This is a genomic window from Streptomyces sp. NPDC002602, assembly GCF_042889445.1.
Classification (GTDB): Bacteria; Actinomycetota; Actinomycetes; order Streptomycetales; family Streptomycetaceae; genus Streptomyces.
This window is the reverse complement of sequence record NZ_JBIAQX010000002.1, coordinates 681,867-700,873: the sequence shown is the minus strand read 5'-3', so window position 1 is coordinate 700,873 and position 19,007 is coordinate 681,867. Positions and strand designations below refer to the sequence as shown.

General features: G+C 71.5%; 13 protein-coding genes. 9 read left to right on the top strand and 4 right to left on the bottom strand.

What is annotated here, in order from left to right:
* Nucleotides 1-187 precede the first annotated feature (187 nt).
* The 6 genes from ACFYW3_RS08475 (at nucleotide 188) to ACFYW3_RS08450 (ending at nucleotide 9,762) form a co-directional block, all read left to right on the top strand.
* Nucleotides 188-625 (top strand): hypothetical protein, encoded by a 438-nt coding sequence (locus ACFYW3_RS08475; protein ID WP_351755532.1) that lies wholly within the window; start codon nucleotides 188-190, stop codon nucleotides 623-625.
* 10 nt (nucleotides 626-635) lie between these two features.
* Nucleotides 636-2,777, top strand: a complete 2,142-nt coding sequence (locus tag ACFYW3_RS08470; RefSeq protein ID WP_389385889.1) for a hypothetical protein — start codon at nucleotides 636-638, stop codon at nucleotides 2,775-2,777.
* A gap of 43 nt (nucleotides 2,778-2,820) precedes the next feature.
* The gene (locus ACFYW3_RS08465; RefSeq protein WP_351755527.1) at nucleotides 2,821-3,444 is read left to right on the top strand and encodes a hypothetical protein; all 624 of its coding nucleotides are present in this window, start codon (nucleotides 2,821-2,823) and stop codon (nucleotides 3,442-3,444) included.
* Nucleotides 3,445-3,700: 256 nt separating this feature from the next.
* Complete coding sequence (locus ACFYW3_RS08460) at nucleotides 3,701-7,588, top strand: ABC transporter ATP-binding protein (RefSeq protein WP_389385888.1); 3,888 nt, start codon at nucleotides 3,701-3,703, stop codon at nucleotides 7,586-7,588.
* 268 nt (nucleotides 7,589-7,856) lie between these two features.
* Nucleotides 7,857-8,219: a hypothetical protein gene (locus ACFYW3_RS08455; protein WP_389385887.1), complete on the top strand. Its 363-nt coding sequence runs from the start codon at nucleotides 7,857-7,859 to the stop codon at nucleotides 8,217-8,219.
* A gap of 109 nt (nucleotides 8,220-8,328) precedes the next feature.
* On the top strand, nucleotides 8,329-9,762 hold the full coding sequence (locus ACFYW3_RS08450) for a S28 family serine protease (protein ID WP_351755520.1): 1,434 nt from the start codon (nucleotides 8,329-8,331) through the stop codon (nucleotides 9,760-9,762).
* A gap of 43 nt (nucleotides 9,763-9,805) precedes the next feature.
* On the opposite strand, the gene ACFYW3_RS08445 is transcribed toward ACFYW3_RS08450, so the two are convergent.
* Nucleotides 9,806-11,629, bottom strand: coding sequence for a glycoside hydrolase family 3 protein (locus ACFYW3_RS08445; RefSeq protein ID WP_389385886.1), 1,824 nt, complete (start codon nucleotides 11,627-11,629; stop codon nucleotides 9,806-9,808).
* A gap of 142 nt (nucleotides 11,630-11,771) precedes the next feature.
* On the bottom strand, nucleotides 11,772-12,695 hold the full coding sequence (locus tag ACFYW3_RS08440) for a LysR substrate-binding domain-containing protein (RefSeq protein ID WP_351757859.1): 924 nt from the start codon (nucleotides 12,693-12,695) through the stop codon (nucleotides 11,772-11,774).
* Between the two features lie 106 nt (nucleotides 12,696-12,801).
* Here ACFYW3_RS08440 and ACFYW3_RS08435 point away from each other — a divergent pair, with 106 nt between their 5' ends.
* Nucleotides 12,802-13,737, top strand: coding sequence for an EamA family transporter (locus ACFYW3_RS08435; RefSeq protein ID WP_389385885.1), 936 nt, complete (start codon nucleotides 12,802-12,804; stop codon nucleotides 13,735-13,737).
* On the opposite strand, the gene ACFYW3_RS08430 is transcribed toward ACFYW3_RS08435, so the two are convergent.
* Nucleotides 13,688-14,218 (bottom strand): GNAT family N-acetyltransferase, encoded by a 531-nt coding sequence (locus ACFYW3_RS08430; protein WP_389385884.1) that lies wholly within the window; start codon nucleotides 14,216-14,218, stop codon nucleotides 13,688-13,690. The genes ACFYW3_RS08435 and ACFYW3_RS08430 overlap by 50 nt on opposite strands.
* A 111-nt stretch (nucleotides 14,219-14,329) precedes the next feature.
* Nucleotides 14,330-14,872 carry a DUF937 domain-containing protein gene (locus tag ACFYW3_RS08425; protein WP_351757854.1) on the bottom strand — a complete coding sequence of 181 codons (543 nt, stop codon included), beginning with the start codon at nucleotides 14,870-14,872 and terminating at the stop codon, nucleotides 14,330-14,332.
* A 291-nt stretch (nucleotides 14,873-15,163) separates the two neighbouring features.
* Between ACFYW3_RS08425 and ACFYW3_RS08420 the strand changes: the two genes are divergently transcribed.
* Nucleotides 15,164-17,410 (top strand): ATP-dependent RecD-like DNA helicase, encoded by a 2,247-nt coding sequence (locus ACFYW3_RS08420; RefSeq protein WP_351757851.1) that lies wholly within the window; start codon nucleotides 15,164-15,166, stop codon nucleotides 17,408-17,410.
* Nucleotides 17,411-17,592: 182 nt separating this feature from the next.
* On the top strand, nucleotides 17,593-18,882 hold the full coding sequence (locus ACFYW3_RS08415) for a citrate synthase (RefSeq protein ID WP_031149943.1): 1,290 nt from the start codon (nucleotides 17,593-17,595) through the stop codon (nucleotides 18,880-18,882).
* Nucleotides 18,883-19,007 lie beyond the last annotated feature (125 nt).

Below are 19,007 nucleotides of genomic sequence, written 5' to 3'. Positions count from 1 at the left end.
GTACACGCCTCGTACACGTTTCGTACGCGGGTTCCCCGCGCTTCTTCCGCCCTGTGAGGGCCCCCTGCGGCGGCTCGGTAGGCTGCCCGTGATCCAGCGCGCGGGGAATCCGGCGTGCGGGGAGTCCAGCAGCCAGGGGATCCGGCACGCAGGTCCCGGGGTCGAGTCGGAACACGGGAGGGGAACAGTGTCGTTCGAGCAGGAGTGGAACAGCGGCGGCCAAGGCGCGCCCGAAGGCCCGTCCCCGAGGATGCGGCTGAACCAACTCGCCGCCGATCCGGGCGGATCCACCACGCCGGGCATCCCCGGCACCCTCGCGACGGCCCCTCCCGCGAAGAAGAAGGCGGCCAACACCATCGAGAACGTCCTGCAGCCCGGCACGAAGAAGGCGGCGGACGTGGCCGACGAACCGACGAAGACCGCCGTCAAGGCCTTCACCGGTTGGGACACGGCAGCGGGCCTGACGAAGGCGCACGCGCACTGGGACGACCAGGTGAAACGCCTGATGGCCAGGCTCAATTCGGAGAAGACCGCGCTGCGCGGGGCCTCGAACCTGTTCACCGGCAACGACCAGCTGACGGGCCGCAGCTTCCAGCCGGGGCAGTCCAAGGTCGCGGGACTGTAGGGAAATCGTCATGCCGAGCTATTCCGAGATCGTACAGACGGACCTCTCCGCGCTGACCACGGCCGCCGACGGCTGGAAGGCCATGGCCGCCCAGTTCAAGACCATGGAGGACGTCTACAAGGACGAGGTCCAGAGCGTGTCCGCCGGCAACGGCTGGATGGGCTCCAGCGCGCAGACCGCCTCCGCCAACGCGGGCATGACGCGAGGGGAGTTCGCCTCCGCGCAGAAGGAGGCGCTGGCCATGGAGTCGCTGCTCCGTGACGCGCACACCCGGTTCACGGACCTCAAGGGCCGGGTGAAGTCCGCCGTGGCGGACGCCGAGGCCGCGGGCATGAAGGTCTCCGACCACGGCATCGCGAGCTACGACTACAGCAAGGTCGACGGCAACACCGAGAAGGCGATCCGGCACGACCCGGACCTCCCCGAGGTCGAGCGGTCCTGGACGCGCCGGATCGGGGACGCGGTCAAGGCGGTCACCGAGTTCGACGCCGACGTCAAGACCGCCCTGCTCAACGCGTCGGGCGCCGACGGGACCGCGATGTTCGGCTTCAACTCCAAGCCGGTCGGCGACGTCGAGGCCGTGGAGGCCCTCGCGCTCACCTCGAAGGTCCGCGACGGCAAGGCCTCTCCGGAGGAACTGCGGCACTACAACGACATCCTCAGGCAGAACGGCGACGACAAGCACTTCAGCGAGGCGTACCTGCATGCCCTCGGCGCGAAGGACACCCTGCACCTCGCCGACCAGATGAACCTGGCGGCCAACGACCGCGGGGCGTCCGCGGCCGACAAGAAGCTCTACGAGTCGATCAACTCCGGTCTCGCCTCGACGGTCGCCTCCGGCACCAAGGACCCCGGGAGCTACGCCTACAAGCCGTTCGTCGACGGGCTCAGGGAACTGGGCCCCGAGCTGGTGGCCAAGGGCGCGCGGCCGACGTACGGGTACCAGTCGCTGGTCACCCTCATGGCCAACGGTGACGGCTACGGCAAGCAGTTCCTCAACGACCTCGGCAACGGCATGATCGAGGCCGAGAAGTCGAAGCCCCACATGTACGACCACGCCTACGACCCCCAGCGCCCCAACCTGGTCTCCGACCCGCTGGACGGCCTGCTGGGCATCATGGCCAAGGACCCGGACTCGGCGACGTACTTCCTCGACCCCGACGCGGCCGGCAACAAGAACGAGCACCTGAAGTACCTGCTCAAGGACCGGGACATGCCGGACCCCTGGATCTCGACCGCCGTGGGCCCGCCGATGGAGATGCACGGCGACAAGACGGCGGGCCTCGGCGCGGCCATCCAGGCGGCGGCCACCGGCCACGTGGACGGCGAGAAGCTGGGCCCGCCCGGCCCCCACACCGAGGGCCAGGCCCGGGTCATGCACAACGCCGTCCGCCTCCTCGACGACGAGATGGGCGGCGACGAGTTCCCGGAGGACCTGGAGGGCCTGCGCCAACCGATGGCGAAGGCGCTGGTCGACTACGTCGACGACACCCACGACATCCTCGGTGGCCAGAACACGGACCTGGGCGGCGTCGCCGGCAAGGACTCCATCCACGGCTCGGGCGACAAGGCCCAGATCGCCGTGGGCCAGGGCAGCCTGATCCGCGTGATGCGCGGCATCGCGGACGACGGCCCGGCCTACGCCCTGATGGTCGAGGCCGAGCGGGCGTACTCGGCGGACCAGCTCGCCACCGCGGCGCCGCACAACAGCGCAGACCACGGTGTGGACTGGGACAACCGCGCGCATGGCGTCGGCGTGGCGGCGGGTGCCCTCAACGGCATCGGAGCCGATGTCCACAAGGACAAGGAAGACGACAGGGTCGAGTGGGCGGAGGCCACGTCCACGTACTCGGCTGCCGGCGCGAACGGACTCATCGGCGAGATTCCGGTCGTGGGCACGGTCGGTGGTTCGCTGATCGACGTGGCCGCCTATGACTGGGTGGAGGGCGTCAAGGATGCGGCCGAGGAGCTGAGCAAGAAGGAGTCCAGCGAGAACTACGCTGCGGGTGTGGACGGGACCAACGAGCTGTTCGGCATCTGGGGCAAGGATCGGGGGATCCAACAGGACCCGGCCTTCGAGCACGCCCAGAACACGGCGAACACCTCCTACTCGACCGGGCGGGAGGCGGCTCGTGCGCATCTGCGGCCCTGACGCATCGAAGATTCTCGCGCGGTCGACGGCTGCCGTGCTCGCCGTGCTGACTCTGGCGTCGTGCACCTCGGGCGAGCCCGAGGCGAAGGCGGACGATTTGTGCTCCATCACCTCGGCGTCGGAAGAGGACAAGCTTCTTCGGGGGATCATCCGCGCAGACAGCTTCGAGACCTACGTCACCAGCCGCACGGGCAGCCTGGTGAAGACGCTGGAACGCTCACTGGGAGAGATGAAGCCGACGACGGAGACGTTCGCGTCCTCCACCTGCAGGTACAGTCCGCCCACTCGGACCGAGAGCGCGGCGTTCAGCGTCGGGTGGGTGCCCCGCACGGCGAAGTTCGTCGAGCCGTCACTGCCCGAGGCGGGCCGATTCGACGTGAACGGTTCTTTCGGTGAGAGCAACTACTTCTCCACGAAGCTGTTCGTCCGGTGCGACATGCCCGGCGACCTGGCCGAGCCGTCGAAGTCGGCGTGGCTGTACGCGAAGGCTTCGTACACGGTGAACCTCGGGCGGACGGACATCACCCCGGCGGACATCGACCAGCCGGCCAAGGACCGCCAGACCTCCCTCACGTACCTCATGACCCGCCGCGTCACCGAAGCCCTCGGCTGCGAGAACAAGCCCCTCGCGAAGCCCCCGGTGGTGAAGTCCGCCCCCACCCCTTGAGCCGTGGGGCCGGTGTACCCACCGGACGGTCCCGCACGGGCGCGCCGCCACCTGACACCTGCCCATCACCCCCTGTCACCGTGAGTGGCGGGCAGGCGACCATGTCGCTCCCCACACCCCCCCGCCCGCCCCTCCCACGGTCGGGTGCGGCTCGCGTGCCGTCCCCGGACGGGAGTGCGATTGTTGCGGCGGGATGAAATCCGCCGGTCGGCGCGTTGGGTGAGGCGGCAGGAACGAACCAACGGGGAGGCACCACGTGGCGGCGGCGCAGACGGCGACAGGGGAGAAACAGGGCTGGGGCAGGAGGCTGGCCGCCTACACCTGGCGGTACCGGCTCAATGTGCTGCTCGCGCTCGGGTCCTCGCTGGGCGGCATGGCCGTCATGGCGCTCGTGCCACTGGTGACCAAGATCATCCTCGATGACGTCATAGGTGACAAGAGCCGGCCCATGGGCCCGTGGGCGGGGATGCTCATAGGCGCGGCCGCGCTCGTGTACGTGATGACGTACATACGCAGGTACTACGGCGGTCGGCTCGCGCTCGACGTGCAGCACGACCTGCGCACCGACATGTACGACGCGATCGCCCGCCTCGACGGCCGCCGCCAGGACGAGCTGTCGACCGGCCAGGTCATCGGTCGCGCCACCAGCGACCTCCAGCTCATCCAGGGCCTGCTGTTCATGCTGCCCATGACCATCGGGAACTTCCTGCTCTTCGGGATATCCCTGGGGATCATGCTGTGGCTGTCGCCGCTGCTGACCCTGGTCGCCCTGCTCATGGCCCCCGTGCTGTGGTTCATCGCCAAGCGCAGCCGCAAGAAGCTCTTCCCCGCCACCTGGTACGCGCAGGCCCAGGCCGCCGCGGTCGCCGGAGTCGTCGACGGGGCCGTGACCGGCGTCCGCGTCGTCAAGGGCTTCGGGCAGGAGGAGCAGGAGACCGGCAAGCTCCGCGAAGCCGGCCGCCGGCTGTTCGGCGGACGGATGCGGGCCATCCGGCTCAACTCGCGCTACACCCCGGCCCTCCAGGCCGTGCCCGCCCTCGGGCAGGTCGCCATCCTGGCCCTCGGCGGCTGGATGGCCACCAAGGGGCAGGTCACCCTCGGCACCTTCGTCGCCTTCTCCACCTACCTCGCGCAGCTCGTCGGCCCCGTCCGGATGCTCGCCATGGTCCTCACCGTCGGCCAGCAGGCCCGCGCCGGCGCCGAGCGCGTCTTCGAGCTCATCGACACCGAGCCCGTGATCCGCGAGGGGGAGCGGGAACTGCCCGCCGACGCCCCCGCCACCGTGGAGTTCGAGGACGTCGCCTTCGGCTACGACCCGGCGCGCCCCGTGCTCGACGGGTTCTCGCTCGCCATACGGGAGGGCGAGACCGTCGCCCTCGTCGGCGCCTCCGGAAGCGGCAAGTCCACCGTCTCGCTGCTGCTGCCGCGCTTCTACGACACCGACCGCGGCGCCATCCGCGTCGGCGGGCACGACGTCCGCGACCTGACGTACGACTCGCTGCGCGGCGCGATCGGGCTGGTGCCCGAGGACTCGTTCCTCTTCTCCGACACCCTCCGCGCCAACATCTCCTACGGGCGCCCCGACGCCACCGACGCGCAGATCGAGGCCGCCGCGCTGGCCGCGCAGGCCGACGGGTTCATCCGCGCCCTGCCCGCCGGGTACGACACCACGGTCGGCGAACAGGGCCTCACCCTCTCCGGCGGCCAGCGCCAGCGCGTCGCGCTCGCCCGCGCCATCCTCACCGACCCCCGGCTGCTGCTCCTCGACGACGCGACGTCCGCCGTCGACGCCCGCGTCGAGCACGAGATCCACGAGGCGCTGCGGGCCGTGATGGCCGGCCGTACGACCCTGCTCATCGCCCACCGCCGGTCCACGCTCGCGCTGGCCGACCGGATCGCGGTACTCGACCGGGGCCGGCTCTCCGACATCGGCACGCACGAGGAGCTGGAGCGCCGCTCGCCCCTCTACCGCAGGCTGCTGACCGACCCCGAGGCTCTCGGCGGCGGTTCCCCGCGCATCCGCGAGACACCCGCGATGACCGAGTTCGAACGCGACATCGAGTGCGGGATCGACCGGGACGTCGAGCGGGACATCGAGCGCGACATCGACCGGGACATCGAGATCGAGGCGGAGATCGACTCGGAGCCCGTCAACGCCAAGCGCCGGGTCGCCGGTGGGATCACCCCCGAACTCTGGCAGCGCCAGGACGACGCCAAGGCGGCGGCCGGACCCGCCGCGGGCACGGGCCTGCGGGCCCCCGGAGCCGGGCATTCCATGGCCGGCGCGGTCGCCGGGATGCCCGCGACCCCCGAGTTGCTCGCGCAGGTGGCCGCGCTGCCGCCCGCCGACGACCTGCCCGCCGTGGACGAGACCCGGGCCGCGTCCGCCGAGGAGAGCTACGGTCTGCGCCGACTGCTCCGCGGTTTCTGGGCGCCGCTCGCCATCAGCCTGGGCCTGGTCGCGCTCGACGCGGGCGCGGGCCTGCTGCTGCCGATCCTGATCCGGCACGGCATCGACCAGGGCGTCGAGCAGGCCGCCCTGGGCGCGGTGTGGGTGGCCTCCGGGCTGGCCCTCCTGGTGGTCATCGGGCAGTGGGCCGCGCAGTTCGCCGAGACCCGGATGACGGGGCGCACCGGCGAGCGCGTGCTGTACGCCCTGCGCGTCAAGATCTTCGCCCAGCTCCAGCGCCTCGGTCTCGACTACTACGAGCGCGAGCTGACCGGCAAGATCATGACGCGGATGACCACCGACGTCGACGCCCTGTCCACGTTCCTCCAGACCGGGCTCGTCACCGCCGTCGTGTCCGTCTTCACCTTCCTCGGCATCCTGGTGGCCCTCCTCGTCCTCGACGTCGAGCTGGCCCTGATCGTCTTCGCCACCCTGCCCGTGCTGGTCGTCGGCACGATCGTGTTCCGCCGCAAGTCGGTCGCCGCGTACGAGCTGGCCCGCGACCGGGTCAGCAGCGTCAACGCCGACCTCCAGGAGTCCGTGGCGGGGCTCCGCATCGTCCAGGCGTTCCGGCGCGAGCACGACGGCGCGGCCCGGTTCGCGGAGCGCAGCGACGCGTACCGCCAGGCCCGGGTGCGCGGCCAGTGGCTGATATCGGTCTACTTCCCGTTCGTGCAGTTGCTGTCCTCGGGTGCCGCCGCGGCCGTGCTGATCGCCGGCGCGGGCCGGGTGGAGGCGGCCACGCTCACCACCGGCGCGCTCGTCGCGTACCTGCTCTACATCGACCTGTTCTTCGCCCCCGTCCAGCAGCTCTCCCAGGTGTTCGACGGGTACCAGCAGGCCACCGTCTCCCTGGGCCGGATCCAGGACCTGCTGCGCGAGCCCACCACCACCCCGCGCCCGGCCGATCCGCGCGCGCTGCCCCGGCTGCGCGGCGAGGTCGCCTTCGAGGACGTCCACTTCGGCTACGGGACCGCCGAGGAGCGGGGCGCGAAGGGCGACGCGTTGGCCGGGATCACCCTGCGGATACCCGCCGGGCAGACCGTCGCCTTCGTCGGCGAGACCGGGGCGGGCAAGTCCACGCTGGTCAAGCTCGTGGCCCGGTTCTACGACCCGACCGGCGGCCGGGTCACCGCCGACGGCGTCGACCTGCGGGAACTCGATCTCACGGAGTACCGCCACCGGCTCGGGGTCGTCCCCCAGGAGTCGTACCTCTTCCCGGGGACGGTCCGCGACGCCATCGCCTACGGGCGGGCCGAGGCGAGCGACGCCGACGTGGAGGCGGCGGCCCGCGCGGTCGGCGCCCACGACATGATCGCCACCCTGGACGGCGGCTACCTGCACGCCGTCGCGGAACGGGGGCGCAACCTGTCGGCCGGTCAGCGCCAGTTGATCGCGCTGGCCCGCGCCGAACTCGTCGACCCGGACGTGCTGCTGCTCGACGAGGCCACCGCCGCCCTCGACCTGGCCACCGAGGCACAGGTCAACCTGGCGACGGAACGGCTCGCCGGCAAGCGCACCACGCTCGTCGTGGCGCACCGGTTGACCACCGCCGCCCGCGCCGACCGGGTCGTCGTCATGGACCGGGGCCGCGTCGTGGAGGACGGCACGCACGGTGAACTCCTCGCACGGGGCGGTCGGTACGCCGAACTCTGGCGGACCTTCGCGGGGGAGGACGAGCGGGCCGCGGCCTGACTTTCCGTCCGCTCCCCGACACCCCGCCCGCGTCCTGTCACGGCCGCCGACACCGGGCCCCCGCCGACGCCGGCGGGGGCCCGGTGTCGCCCCTGCAGCCGCCCCCGCACGCCGTGTTCGGGCAGGAACCTGCCCCTTCGGGATGCCCTTGTGGGGTGCAACCATCCGGGGGGTCCGCGCGTCGTACGTACGTGCGTGCGCACGACGTGCGCCGGATCGGGGGACCAGCGTGAGGCAGAGGCGAAGCAGGCGCGGCCGGACACGGACCGTGACCTTCGGGGTGTTCGGGGCGGCGCTGTGGCTGGGTGTCACAGGGGTCGTCGCGGCGCCCCCGGCGCAGGCGGCGACCGGGTGCGGGGGGCGGCTGGTCAAGACGCTGCCCTTCTCGACGGGCGAGGTGCGGGTTTACAAGAGCCGCACCCAGGCCTGCGCGATCACGGTCGCCTCGCGGCCGGGCGAACGCCGCGAGATGACGGTGAGCGTCCAGCCGCGCGGCGGGGTGCCGGTGCGCGACGCCGGCCGATACACCCGGTACGCGGGCCCGGTCACCGTCGGCGCGATCAACCGCTGCGTGTTCGTCAAGGGGAGCGTGGCCACCGGATCGACCTCTTCCGGCTGGATCCTGTGCTGACCGTGGCTTGATCGCGACATTGCGGCCGATCGATCCAACCGGGTCTGTTCAGCGGCGTGTTGACCCCGCTAGGTTCACGGCGACCGAAGTGAACGCAAGGGGAGGGTGAATGCGCAAGACGCTCGGATGGCTGCTGTCGCTCGTGGTGCTCATCGGCACCATGGGCGCGGCCGGTGTCACGGCCCAGGCGGCCACCGCCGCGGGGCCGACCGCCGCCACGGACATCAAGGACCGGATCCTCGGCATCCCGGGGATGAGTCTGATCGAGGAGAAGCCGTACCCCGGGTACCGCTTCTTCGTACTCAACTACGAGCAGCCGGTCGACCACCGGAACCCGTCGAAGGGCACCTTCAAGCAGCGCCTCACCCTGCTGCACAAGGACACGTCCCGGCCCACGGTCTTCTTCACCTCCGGCTACAACGTCAACACCAACCCGCGCCGGAGCGAGCCGACGACCATCGTCGACGGCAACCAGGTGTCCCTGGAGTATCGATTCTTCACGCCCTCCCGGCCCGAGCCGGCCAACTGGGGCAACCTGGACATCTGGCAGGCCGCCAGCGACCAGCACCGCGTCTTCACCGCCTTCAAGAAGATCTACGGCAAGAACTGGATCGCCACGGGCGGCAGCAAGGGCGGCATGACGGCGACGTACTACGAGCGCTTCTACCCGCGTGACATGGACGGAGTCGTCGCCTACGTCGCGCCGAACGACGTCAACAACAAGGAGGACTCGGCCTACGACCGGTTCTTCAACAAGGTCGGCACCAAGGAGTGCCGCGACAAGCTGAACAACGTGCAGCGCGAGGCGCTGATCCGCCGTGTTCCGCTGGAGGCCAAGTACGCCGCCGCCGCCACCGAGAACGGCTGGACCTTCACCACCGTCGGGAACCTCGACAAGGCCTACGAGGCCGTCGTGCTCGACTACGGCTGGGCGTTCTGGCAGTACAGCCTGCTGGCCGACTGCGCCGCGATCCCGACCGCCGCGACCGCCTCCGACCAGGAGATCTGGGACACGATCGACGCGATCTCGGGCTTCTCGGCCTACGCCGACCAGGGACTCGAGACGTACACGCCGTACTACTACCAGGCGGGTACCCAGCTCGGTTCCCCCGACATCAAGCAGTCCCACCTCAAGGGCCTGAGCCGCTACGGCTACCAGCCGCCGCGCAACTTCGTGCCCCGCGACATCCCGATGACCTTCCAGCCGGGGGCCATGACGGACGTGGACCGCTGGGTGCGCGACAACGCGAACCAGATGCTGTTCGTGTACGGGCAGAACGACCCGTGGGGCGCCGAGCCCTTCCACCTCGGGTACAAGGTCAAGGACAGCTACGTGATGATCGCGCCGGGCGCCAACCACGGGGCGAACGTCGCGCAGCTCCAGGAGGGCGAGAAGGCCCTCGCGACCGCGCGGATCCTGAAGTGGGCCGGGGTGGCCCCGGCCGCCGCGCTCACCGACTCGGCGAAGGCGAAGCCGCTGGCCTCGCCGGACGCGCGGCTCGACCAGCGGGACCTGGAGCGCGAGCCGCAGCTGCGGCCGTAACCCTCCCGCAGGGGTTCGGGGCCGCGGGCCGGCGCACGGGGACCTACCCGTACGTCAGCCCGTGGCCCAGCGGGTAGCGGCCGGGCACCGGGACCGGGAGACGGCCCTCGGGCCGCCGCCGGCCGGTGATCACCCGGGCCGCCGCCCGCATCTCCACGTCCGTCCAGCAGTACGTCGCCACCTCCGCCGCGCAGGTCGGCAGCCGGGCCGGGTCGTACGGGTCGCGGATCGCCACCACGACCACGGGGACCCCGGTCGCGAGCAGTTCCGTCACCAGGGCGCGCTGCGGGCTCTCGCCCTCCGGGACGTTGTACGTGCACACGAGCACCGCCGCGTTGCCGGGAGCCGCCGCGACCGCGCGGCCCGGGGGTACCGCCGCCGCCCGGCAGCCCAGGGCGGTCAGCTCCCGCGCCAGTACCTCCGTGGGAGGCCCGGTGGTACCCGAGGGGGACACCGGGTCCGTCCCCGTCACCAGCAGCCGCGGCGCGAGCGCCGGGTCCAGGGGCAGCAGCCGCACGGGATTGGCCAGCAGGGTCGTCGTACCGGCCGCGATCTCGTCGGCGGCGGCCAGGTGCGCGGGCGTGCCGACGGCGGCGTCCACCGCGCGGGCCGAGGTGTACGGGTCCTCGAACAACCCCCGGCGGGCCTTCAGCTCCAGGATCCGCAGGACCGATTCCTCGATCCGCGCCTCCGTCAACTCGCCCGACTCGACGGCCGCGAGCACGCCGCGGTGCGCGAGAGCGAGGTCCGGCGGGTTCAGCAGTTGGTCGCAGCCCGCCTTGAGAGCCAGTACCGGGACCCGGTCGTCCCCGTACTTCTGACGGACCCCGGCCATGTCGAGGGCGTCGGTGACCACCACCCCCCGGAAGCCCAGGCGTTCGCGCAGGATGCCGGTCACGATCGGCCGGGAGAGGGTCGCCGGATCCTGTGAAGGGTCGAGCGCGGGGAAGACGATGTGCGCCGTCATGACGACGTCCACTCCCGCCTCGACGGCGGCCCGGAACGGGGGTTCGTCCAACTCCTCCCAGGCGGCGCGGGTGTGCCGCATCACCGGGAGCCCGACGTGGCTGTCCGTCTCGGTGTCGCCGTGGCCGGGGAAGTGCTTCGCCGTGGCGGCCACCCCCGCCCCCTGGTATCCGCGGACCTGGGCGGCGACCAGGGCCGCCACCGCGCGCGGGTCGGAGCCGAAGGACCGTACGCCGATCACCGGGTTGGCCGGGTTGACGTTCACGTCGGCCACCGGCGCGTAGTCCTGCCGGATGCCCATCGCGGCCAGTTCCACGCCGGCGATCCGCGCGGCCCGGCGGGCCCGCGCGCTCGACCCTCCCGCGCCCAGCGCCATCGCCCCCGGCAGCAGGGTCGCGGGCTTGCCGATCCGGGTGACGGCGCCGTGCTCCTGGTCGGTGGAGAGCAGCAGCGGGACGCCCGCCCCGGTGCCCGAGGCCGCCCGCTGGAGACCGTTGGACAGGTCGGCGATCTGGTGCGGGGCACGGGTGTTGTGGGCCCAGGCGAAGTAGACGATTCCGCCCAGGTGGTAGCGGGCGACCAGTTCGGCCGCGGTGCGCACCCCGAAGAGCGTCAGGTTCTGCTCGGCGTCCGCCGGGTCCGGGTCGGTCGCCGAATGCCCGTACACCCGGGACACGAAGAGTTGGCCGACCTTCTCGGCCAGGCTCATCCCGGCCGTCAACCGGCGCAGCGCGGCCCGGTCGGGCCGATGCCCCCAGGGCCCGCCCGGAGCCTGCCCCGGGGCGCGCGGGTCGTCCGGGGCGCGGCGGGCCCCCGAGGCCGCGGAGGGGGCCCCGGCGGCCGTGACGGCGGCCAGGGCGGCCGCGGCGAGCAGGGACCGGCGGGAGGCGAGGTACGACACCCGCCGGACGCTACTGCCGGGGCGCGCCGGGGGAGTCCCGGACACTCGCGGAGTCCCCCGGACGGGGTGCGGCGACGGCCGCCCCCGCCGCACCCCGTCCGGGGGACTCCGCGAGTGGGGGCGGCCGTCGCCGCCCCGCGCGTCAGGTCCCGGACCCCGGCCCCGGGGCCGCCGCGACCCAGTGCTCCCGCAGCGTGCGCACCGTCTCGGTGATGGCCGGGCGCCGGGCGGCCCCGGTCCGCCACAGGGCGTACAGCCTGCGTACCGGCCCCGGTTCGAGCCGGACGGCCACCGCCCCCGGCGGCAGCGCGCCGGTGCCCAGGCGCGGTACGACGGCCACGCCCAGTCCGGCGGCGACCAGTGCCACGATGGTGTGGTTCTCCTCGGCGACGTGCGCGATGTCCGGCTCGAACCCGGCGGTGCGCAGCGTCCGGGTCAACCAGTCGTGACAGACCCGCCCCGGCGGCTGGCACACCCACCGCTGTCCGCCCAGGTCCGCCCGCCGGATCACGGTGCGCGCGGTGAACGGGTGCCCGGCCGGCACCACCAGCTCGCAGGGGTCGTCCCCGATGACGGCCTGCTCGACGCCCTCGGGGGCCGGCAGCGGGGCGATGTCCCAGTCGTGCGCCACCGCCAGGTCGGTGACCCCGCGGGCCACCAGGTCCACCGAGAGGTGGGGGTCCACCTCCGTGAGGCGCACGTCCAGGGCCGGATGCCGGGCGGCCAGGTCGGCCAGCACCGCCGGCAGCAGGCCGCGCGCCGCCGAGGCGAAAGCGGCGACCGTCAGCAGCCCGCTCGGCTGCCCGCGCCGCTCCTCCAGCGTGGTCTCGGCGCGTTCCACGATCGCCAGCAACTCCCGCGCGGTGTCCGCGAGGTGCCGGGCCTCCTCGGTGAGGGCGACCCCGCGGCCGCGTCGTTCCAGCAGCGTGGTGCGGGTCTCCCGTTCCAGCTTGGCGATCTGCTGGGAGACGGCCGAGGGGGTGTAGCCGAGTGCGGCCGCCGCGCCCGCGACCGAACCGTGGACGGAGACGGCGTGCAGGGCGCGCAGCCGGGCCAGATCGAGCATGGGCCCAGGGTAGCCCCGGGAGCCCGATCATTCGTAAGCGATGCTTCATCCATCCCGGAAGAGATCCGCGCTGGTGCTACATGGTTCGGGGGTCGATGCTCGGATCATGCGTCCCGTACACACCGCACTCGCCGTTCTCGTCGCCGCCGTCTGGGGCTTCAACTTCGTCGTCATCGAGATCGGACTCGGCCACTTCCCGCCCCTGCTGCTCTCCGCCCTGCGCTTCCTCGCCGCCGCGCTGCCCGCCGTGTTCCTCGTCGGCCGGCCCAAGGTCGCCTGGAAGTGGGTCATCGGCGTCGGAGTGGCCCTCGGCATCGCCAAGTTCGGCCTCCTGTTCACCGGCATGGCCGCCGGGATGCCGGCCGGCCTCTCCTCCCTGGTCCTCCAGGTCCAGGCCGTCTTCACCGCCGCCCTCGCCACCGTCGTGCTGCGCGAACGGCCCGGCCGGGTACGGCTGATCGGCATGGTCGTCGCGCTCGCCGGGATCGGCGTCGCCGCCGCCGACGGGGGCGCCTCCGGGCCGGTGCTCGGCTTCGTCCTGGTCGTGGCGGCCGCCGCCTGCTGGGGCGTGTCCAACGTGCTGACCCGCAAGGCCGCCCCGACCGACGCGCTGAACTTCATGGTCTGGGTGTGCACCGTCCCGGTGCTGCCGCTGCTCGCGCTCTCGCTGCTGCTGGAGGGACCCGAACGGGACCTGGCCGCGCTGCGCGCCCTGGACTGGTCCGGGGTGGCCGTCATCGGTTACGTCGCCTGGGTGTCGACGGTGTTCGGCTTCGGCGCCTGGGGCTACCTGCTGCGCCGCTACCCGGCCTCCTCGGTGGCGCCGTTCTCGCTGCTGGTGCCCGTGTTCGGGATGTCCTCGGCCGCGCTGGTCCTCGGGGAGTCCGTCTCCGGCCCACGCTGGTTGGCCGCCGCGCTCCTCGTCGGCGGGGTGGGCCTGACCTCCCTGGCGCCCGCGCGGGCGAAGCCCCGTACGGCCGCCGCCGCGCCCCTCAGCGCGGTGGGCGCTCCCGGAGCGGCAGCCGCCAGTCCTGCCCCGTGAGCGAGACCCCGTACGAGCGGTGGGGCCGTTCGGCGACCAGGGTGAAACCGGCCCGCTGGTAGAGGGAACGGGCGGACTCCAGGACGTCGTTCGTCCACAGCACCAGCTCGCGGTAGCCGACCGAGCGGGCGAAGGAGACGACGGTGTCGACGAGGAGGGCGCCGACGCCGTGACCGCGCGACTTCGGCTCGACCAGCAACAGCCGCAGTCGCGCGGCGCCGGGCTGCCCGTCCTCGCGCACGCACATCACCGAGCCGACCGGCTCGCCGTCCAGCTCGGCGATCCAGACGCGCTCCAGGTAGGGGTCGTGGTCCTCGGCGAAACGCGCGACGACCCCGGCCACCAGACCCTCGAACTCCTGGTTCCAGCCGTACTCGGCGGCGTACAGGGCGCCGTGCCGCGACACGATCCACCCCAACTCGCCGGGGACCGGCTCCCGTAGCCGAAGCCGCGCGGAAGGAAGGTCGGCAGGGGGCTCCATGGCGCCCGAGGATAGCGCGCGGAGCGGGCCGGGGGCACCGGGCCCGCCCCGCGAGGACGGCCCGGCACACCCGACGCGCGTTGCTCCGTACGGGTGTGCCGGCCTCCGGGCCTACTTCTTGCCGCCGCCCAGGATCTGCCCCAGTACGTCACCGAGGCCACCGCCCGGCGCCGGCCCGGAACCCGTTGCCTCGGAACCCGGCGCCGCGCCGGGGGTCGGGGTGCCGGCCGCCCCCGTGCCCTTGTCCGCCGCCCGCTTGGCGAACACCGCCAACAGCACCGGGATCAGCAGCTCGATGACCCGGGCGACGGTGGGCGCGGGGATGCCGGTCTTCTTCGAGACCGCGTTGGCCACCGGCTTGCTCACCTTGGCGAGGACGCCGGCCATCAGCCCGCCGCCGAGCAGCCCGCCGCCGAGCGTGGCCACGCCCCGCAGCGGCGGTTCGGCCACTTCCGCGACGGCCTGGCGGACCTCGTCGCCGTCGTGGTCGTCGGCCTCGACCTTCTGCTGGAGGTCACCGGTCATCGCACCGACCGTGGTCGCGATCGTGTCGCGCGCCCCGGCCGCGTCGGTGCCGAGGAGGCCCGCGATCTCGGTGAGCCTGTCGTCGTCGAGCTCATTGAGCACGTCGTCCTGGAAAGAGGGTTCGCTCATGCCTGAAACGCTACGTCTGAGGTGATTGGGTGGCATCTCGGATCGCACTCGCGTACGGCTCGGGTAATGGCCGGGTAAAGACGTGGATCGCCGTGCAACCCCCGGCCCGTGTGGTGGGTCGTATGGTGCGTCGGCACTTCCGGGAGGGGATCTGGGGGGATCGGGAAGTCCGACGAGGGAGGGGTAACCGTGAGGGGGTCCGGCCGAAAGGCCGGACCCCCTTCTGGTCGCCCGGCACCCGGTTGTCCACAGGCTCGCCGCGCCGTCGGTGGCGCCCGGTAGCTTCAGGGCATGACTACCACCAACGGAGCGGTGCAGCCGGCAGTGGTCGAGGGGGTGCTGGAACGCATCACCTACGCCAACGAGGAGAGCGGCTACACCATCGCCCGCGTCGACACCGGTCGCGGTTCCGGTGACCTCCTCACCGTCGTCGGAGCGCTCCTCGGGGCGCAGCCCGGCGAATCCCTGCGCATGGAGGGCCGCTGGGGCTCACACCCCCAGTACGGCAGGCAGTTCAGCGTCGAGAACTACTCCACCATCCTCCCCGCGACCATCCAGGGCATCCGGCGCTACCTCGGCTCCGGCCTCATCAAGGGCATCGGGCCGAAGATCGCCGACCGCATCGTGGAGCACTTCGGCCTCGACACCCTGGACGTCATCGAGGAAGCGCCCAAACGGCTGATCGAGGTTCCCGGGCTCGGCCCGAAGCGGACGAAGCTGATCGGCGCCGCCTGGGAGGAGCAGAAGGCCATCAAGGAGGTCATGGTCTTCCTCCAGGGAGTCGGGGTCTCCACCTCCATCGCGGTGCGCATCTACAAGAAGTACGGCGACGCCTCCATCTCCGTGGTGCGCAACCAGCCCTACCGGCTCGCCGCCGACGTCTGGGGCATCGGCTTCCTGACCGCCGACCGCATCGCCCAGGCCGTCGGGATCCCGCACGACAGCCCCGAGCGGGTCAAGGCCGGGCTCCAGTACGCCCTGTCCCAGTCCACCGACCAGGGCCACTGCTTCCTTCCCGAGGAACGGCTGATCGCCGACGGGGTCAAACTCCTCCAGGTGGACACCGGGCTGGTCATCGACTGCCTCGCCGAACTGGCCGCCGACCCCGAGGGGGTGGTCCGCGAGCCCGTGCCCGACCCCCAGGGCGGTCCGCCCCTCACCGCGGTCTACCTGGTCCCCTTCCACCGGGCCGAACTGTCGCTGGTCGGCCAGGTCCGCCGGCTCCTGCACGCCGAGGAGGACCGGATGCCGGGCTTCCGGGACGTGGACTGGGAGAAGGCCCTGGACTGGCTGGCGGGCCGCACCGGGGCCAAGCTCGCCCCCGAACAGCGCGAGGCGGTCCAACTGGCCCTCACCCGCCGGGTCGCCGTCCTCACCGGCGGCCCCGGCTGCGGGAAGTCCTTCACCGTCCGATCAATCGTGGAACTGGCCCGCGCGAAGAAGGCCAAGGTGCTGCTGGCCGCGCCCACCGGCCGCGCCGCGAAACGCCTCTCGGAACTCACCGGGGCCGAGGCCTCCACCGTGCACCGACTGCTGGAGCTGAAACCCGGCGGGGACGCGGCGTACGACCGGGAGCGCCCGCTGGACGCCGATCTCGTCGTGGTCGACGAGGCCTCGATGCTGGACCTGCTGCTCGCCAACAAACTGGTCAAGGCCGTCGCCCCCGGCGCGCACCTGCTGCTCGTCGGAGACGTGGACCAGCTCCCCTCGGTCGGCGCCGGGGAAGTGCTCCGGGACCTGCTCGCCGAGGGCGGGCCGGTGCCCGCCGTACGGCTGACCCGGATCTTCCGGCAGGCGCAGCAGTCGGGCGTCGTCACCAACGCGCACCGGATCAACACGGGCGTGCCGCCCCTCACCGACGGCCTGCCGGACTTCTTCCTCTTCCCGGAGGAGGACACCGAGGAGGCGGGCCGGCTCACCGTGGACGTCGCCGCACGTCGAATTCCGGCCAGATTCGGCCTCGACCCGCGCCGGGACATCCAGGTCCTCGCGCCCATGCACCGGGGCCCGGCCGGCGCCGGGAACCTCAACGCCCTGCTGCAACAGGCCATCACGCCGGCCCGCCCCGACCTGCCCGAGAAGAGGTTCGGCGGCCGGGTCTTCCGGGTGGGCGACAAGGTCACCCAGATCCGGAACAACTACGAGAAGGGCGCCAACGGTGTCTTCAACGGCACGGTGGGCGTGGTCACCGCCCTCGACCTGGACGAACAGAAACTGACGGTGCGCACGGAGGAGGACGAGGAGGTCGGCTACGAGTTCTCCGAACTGGACGAGCTGGCCCATGCGTACGCCGTCACCATCCACCGTTCCCAGGGGAGCGAATATCCGGCCGTCGTGATCCCCGTCACCACCGGGGCTTGGATGATGCTCCAGCGCAATCTGCTCTACACGGCGGTGACCAGGGCGAAGAAATTGGTCGTCCTGGTCGGGTCACGGAAGGCCCTCGGCCAGGCGGTGCGTACGGTTTCCGCAGGCAGGAGGTACACGGCGGTGGCGCCCAGGCTGTCCGGCCGGATACCGGTGGGAAACATCACCTAAATGATCGATCATTTGGGGTTCCCGCCGCAGTCCGGAGCGGGCAGGATGAGCAGGTTGGCGGCACTCAGTGCCGTCAAAGCCACCAAAGGCCGACCCCGAGTGCACTCTCCTGCGCCAAATGGGGGAAGGTAGAGGCAGTCAGGGCACCTCGAAGAAGAGGCACTACGTCGGTGAGGGATGACGTGAGCGACAACTCTGTAGTACTCCGGTACGCGGACGGTGAATACACCTACCCGGTGGTCGAGAGCACCGTCGGTGACCAGGGCTTCGACATCTCGAAGCTGCGGGCCCAGACCGGGCTCGTCACCTTGGACAGTGGCTACGGCAACACCGCCGCCTACAAGTCCGCGATTACCTACCTCGACGGCGAGCAGGGAATCCTGCGTTATCGCGGCTACCCGATCGAGCAGCTGGCCGAGCGTTCGACCTTCATCGAGGTCGCGTACCTGCTGATCAACGGGGAGCTGCCGACCGTCGACCAGCTCGCGTCGTTCCGCAACGAGATCACCCAGCACACGCTGCTGCACGAGGACGTCAAGCGGTTCTACGACGGCTTCCCGCGCGACGCGCACCCGATGGCGATGCTCTCCTCCGTGGTCAGCGCGCTGTCGACGTTCTACCAGGACAGCCACAACCCGTTCGACGAGAAGCAGCGCCACCTCTCGACGATCCGGCTGCTGGCCAAGCTCCCGACGATCGCCGCGTACGCGTACAAGAAGTCGGTCGGCCACCCCGTGGTCTACCCGCGCAACGACCTCGGCTACGTCGAGAACTTCCTGCGCATGACCTTCTCCGTGCCGGCCCAGGAATACGACCTGGACCCGGTCGTGGTGTCGGCGCTCGACAAGCTGCTGATCCTGCACGCGGACCACGAGCAGAACTGTTCGACCTCCACCGTGCGTCTGGTCGGCTCCTCGCAGGCGAACATGTTCGCCTCGATCTCCGCCGGCATCTCGGCCCTGTGGGGTCCGCTGCACGGTGGCGCCAACCAGTCCGTTCTGGAGATGCTGGAAGGCATCAAGAACGACGGCGGCGACGTCGACGCCTTCATCCGCAAGGTGAAGAACAAGGAAGACGGCGTCCGCCTCATGGGCTTCGGACACCGCGTCTACAAGAGCTTCGACCCCCGGGCGAAGATCATCAAGGCTGCGGCGCACGACGTCCTCTCGGCGCTCGGCAAGAGCGACGAGCTGCTCGACATCGCGCTCAAGCTGGAAGAGCACGCGCTGGCCGACGAGTACTTCGTCGAGCGCAACCTCTACCCGAACGTGGACTTCTACACCGGCCTGATCTACCGGGCCATGGGCTTCCCGACCGAGATGTTCACCGTGCTCTTCGCGATCGGCCGCCTTCCCGGCTGGATCGCCCAGTGGCACGAGATGATCAAGGAGCCCGGCTCCCGCATCGGCCGTCCGCGCCAGATCTACACCGGCGAGGTCCTGCGCGACTTCGTTCCGGTCGAGGCCCGCTGACCCGAGGTCAAGAGCCGCGCGAACGCGTACGAAAAGCGCCCCGCCGTCGATCCCCCCACGGGTCGACGGTCGGGGCGCTTTCCTTTCCCCGGTACGGATTCCCCCCACGGGACCCGAGCCGAGGT

Excerpts from the sequence above, each read along its gene's own strand:
- ACFYW3_RS08470 (WP_389385889.1), top strand. The coding sequence starts at position 636 with ATGCCGAGCTATTCCGAGATCGTACAGACGGACCTCTCCGCGCTGACC.
- ACFYW3_RS08450 (WP_351755520.1), top strand. The coding sequence starts at position 8,329 with ATGCGCAAGACGCTCGGATGGCTGCTGTCGCTCGTGGTGCTCATCGGC.
- ACFYW3_RS08440 (WP_351757859.1), bottom strand. The coding sequence starts at position 12,695 with ATGCTCGATCTGGCCCGGCTGCGCGCCCTGCACGCCGTCTCCGTCCAC.
- ACFYW3_RS08435 (WP_389385885.1), top strand. The coding sequence starts at position 12,802 with ATGCGTCCCGTACACACCGCACTCGCCGTTCTCGTCGCCGCCGTCTGG.
- ACFYW3_RS08430 (WP_389385884.1), bottom strand. The coding sequence starts at position 14,218 with ATGGAGCCCCCTGCCGACCTTCCTTCCGCGCGGCTTCGGCTACGGGAG.
- ACFYW3_RS08425 (WP_351757854.1), bottom strand. The coding sequence starts at position 14,872 with ATGAGCGAACCCTCTTTCCAGGACGACGTGCTCAATGAGCTCGACGAC.
- ACFYW3_RS08420 (WP_351757851.1), top strand. The coding sequence starts at position 15,164 with ATGACTACCACCAACGGAGCGGTGCAGCCGGCAGTGGTCGAGGGGGTG.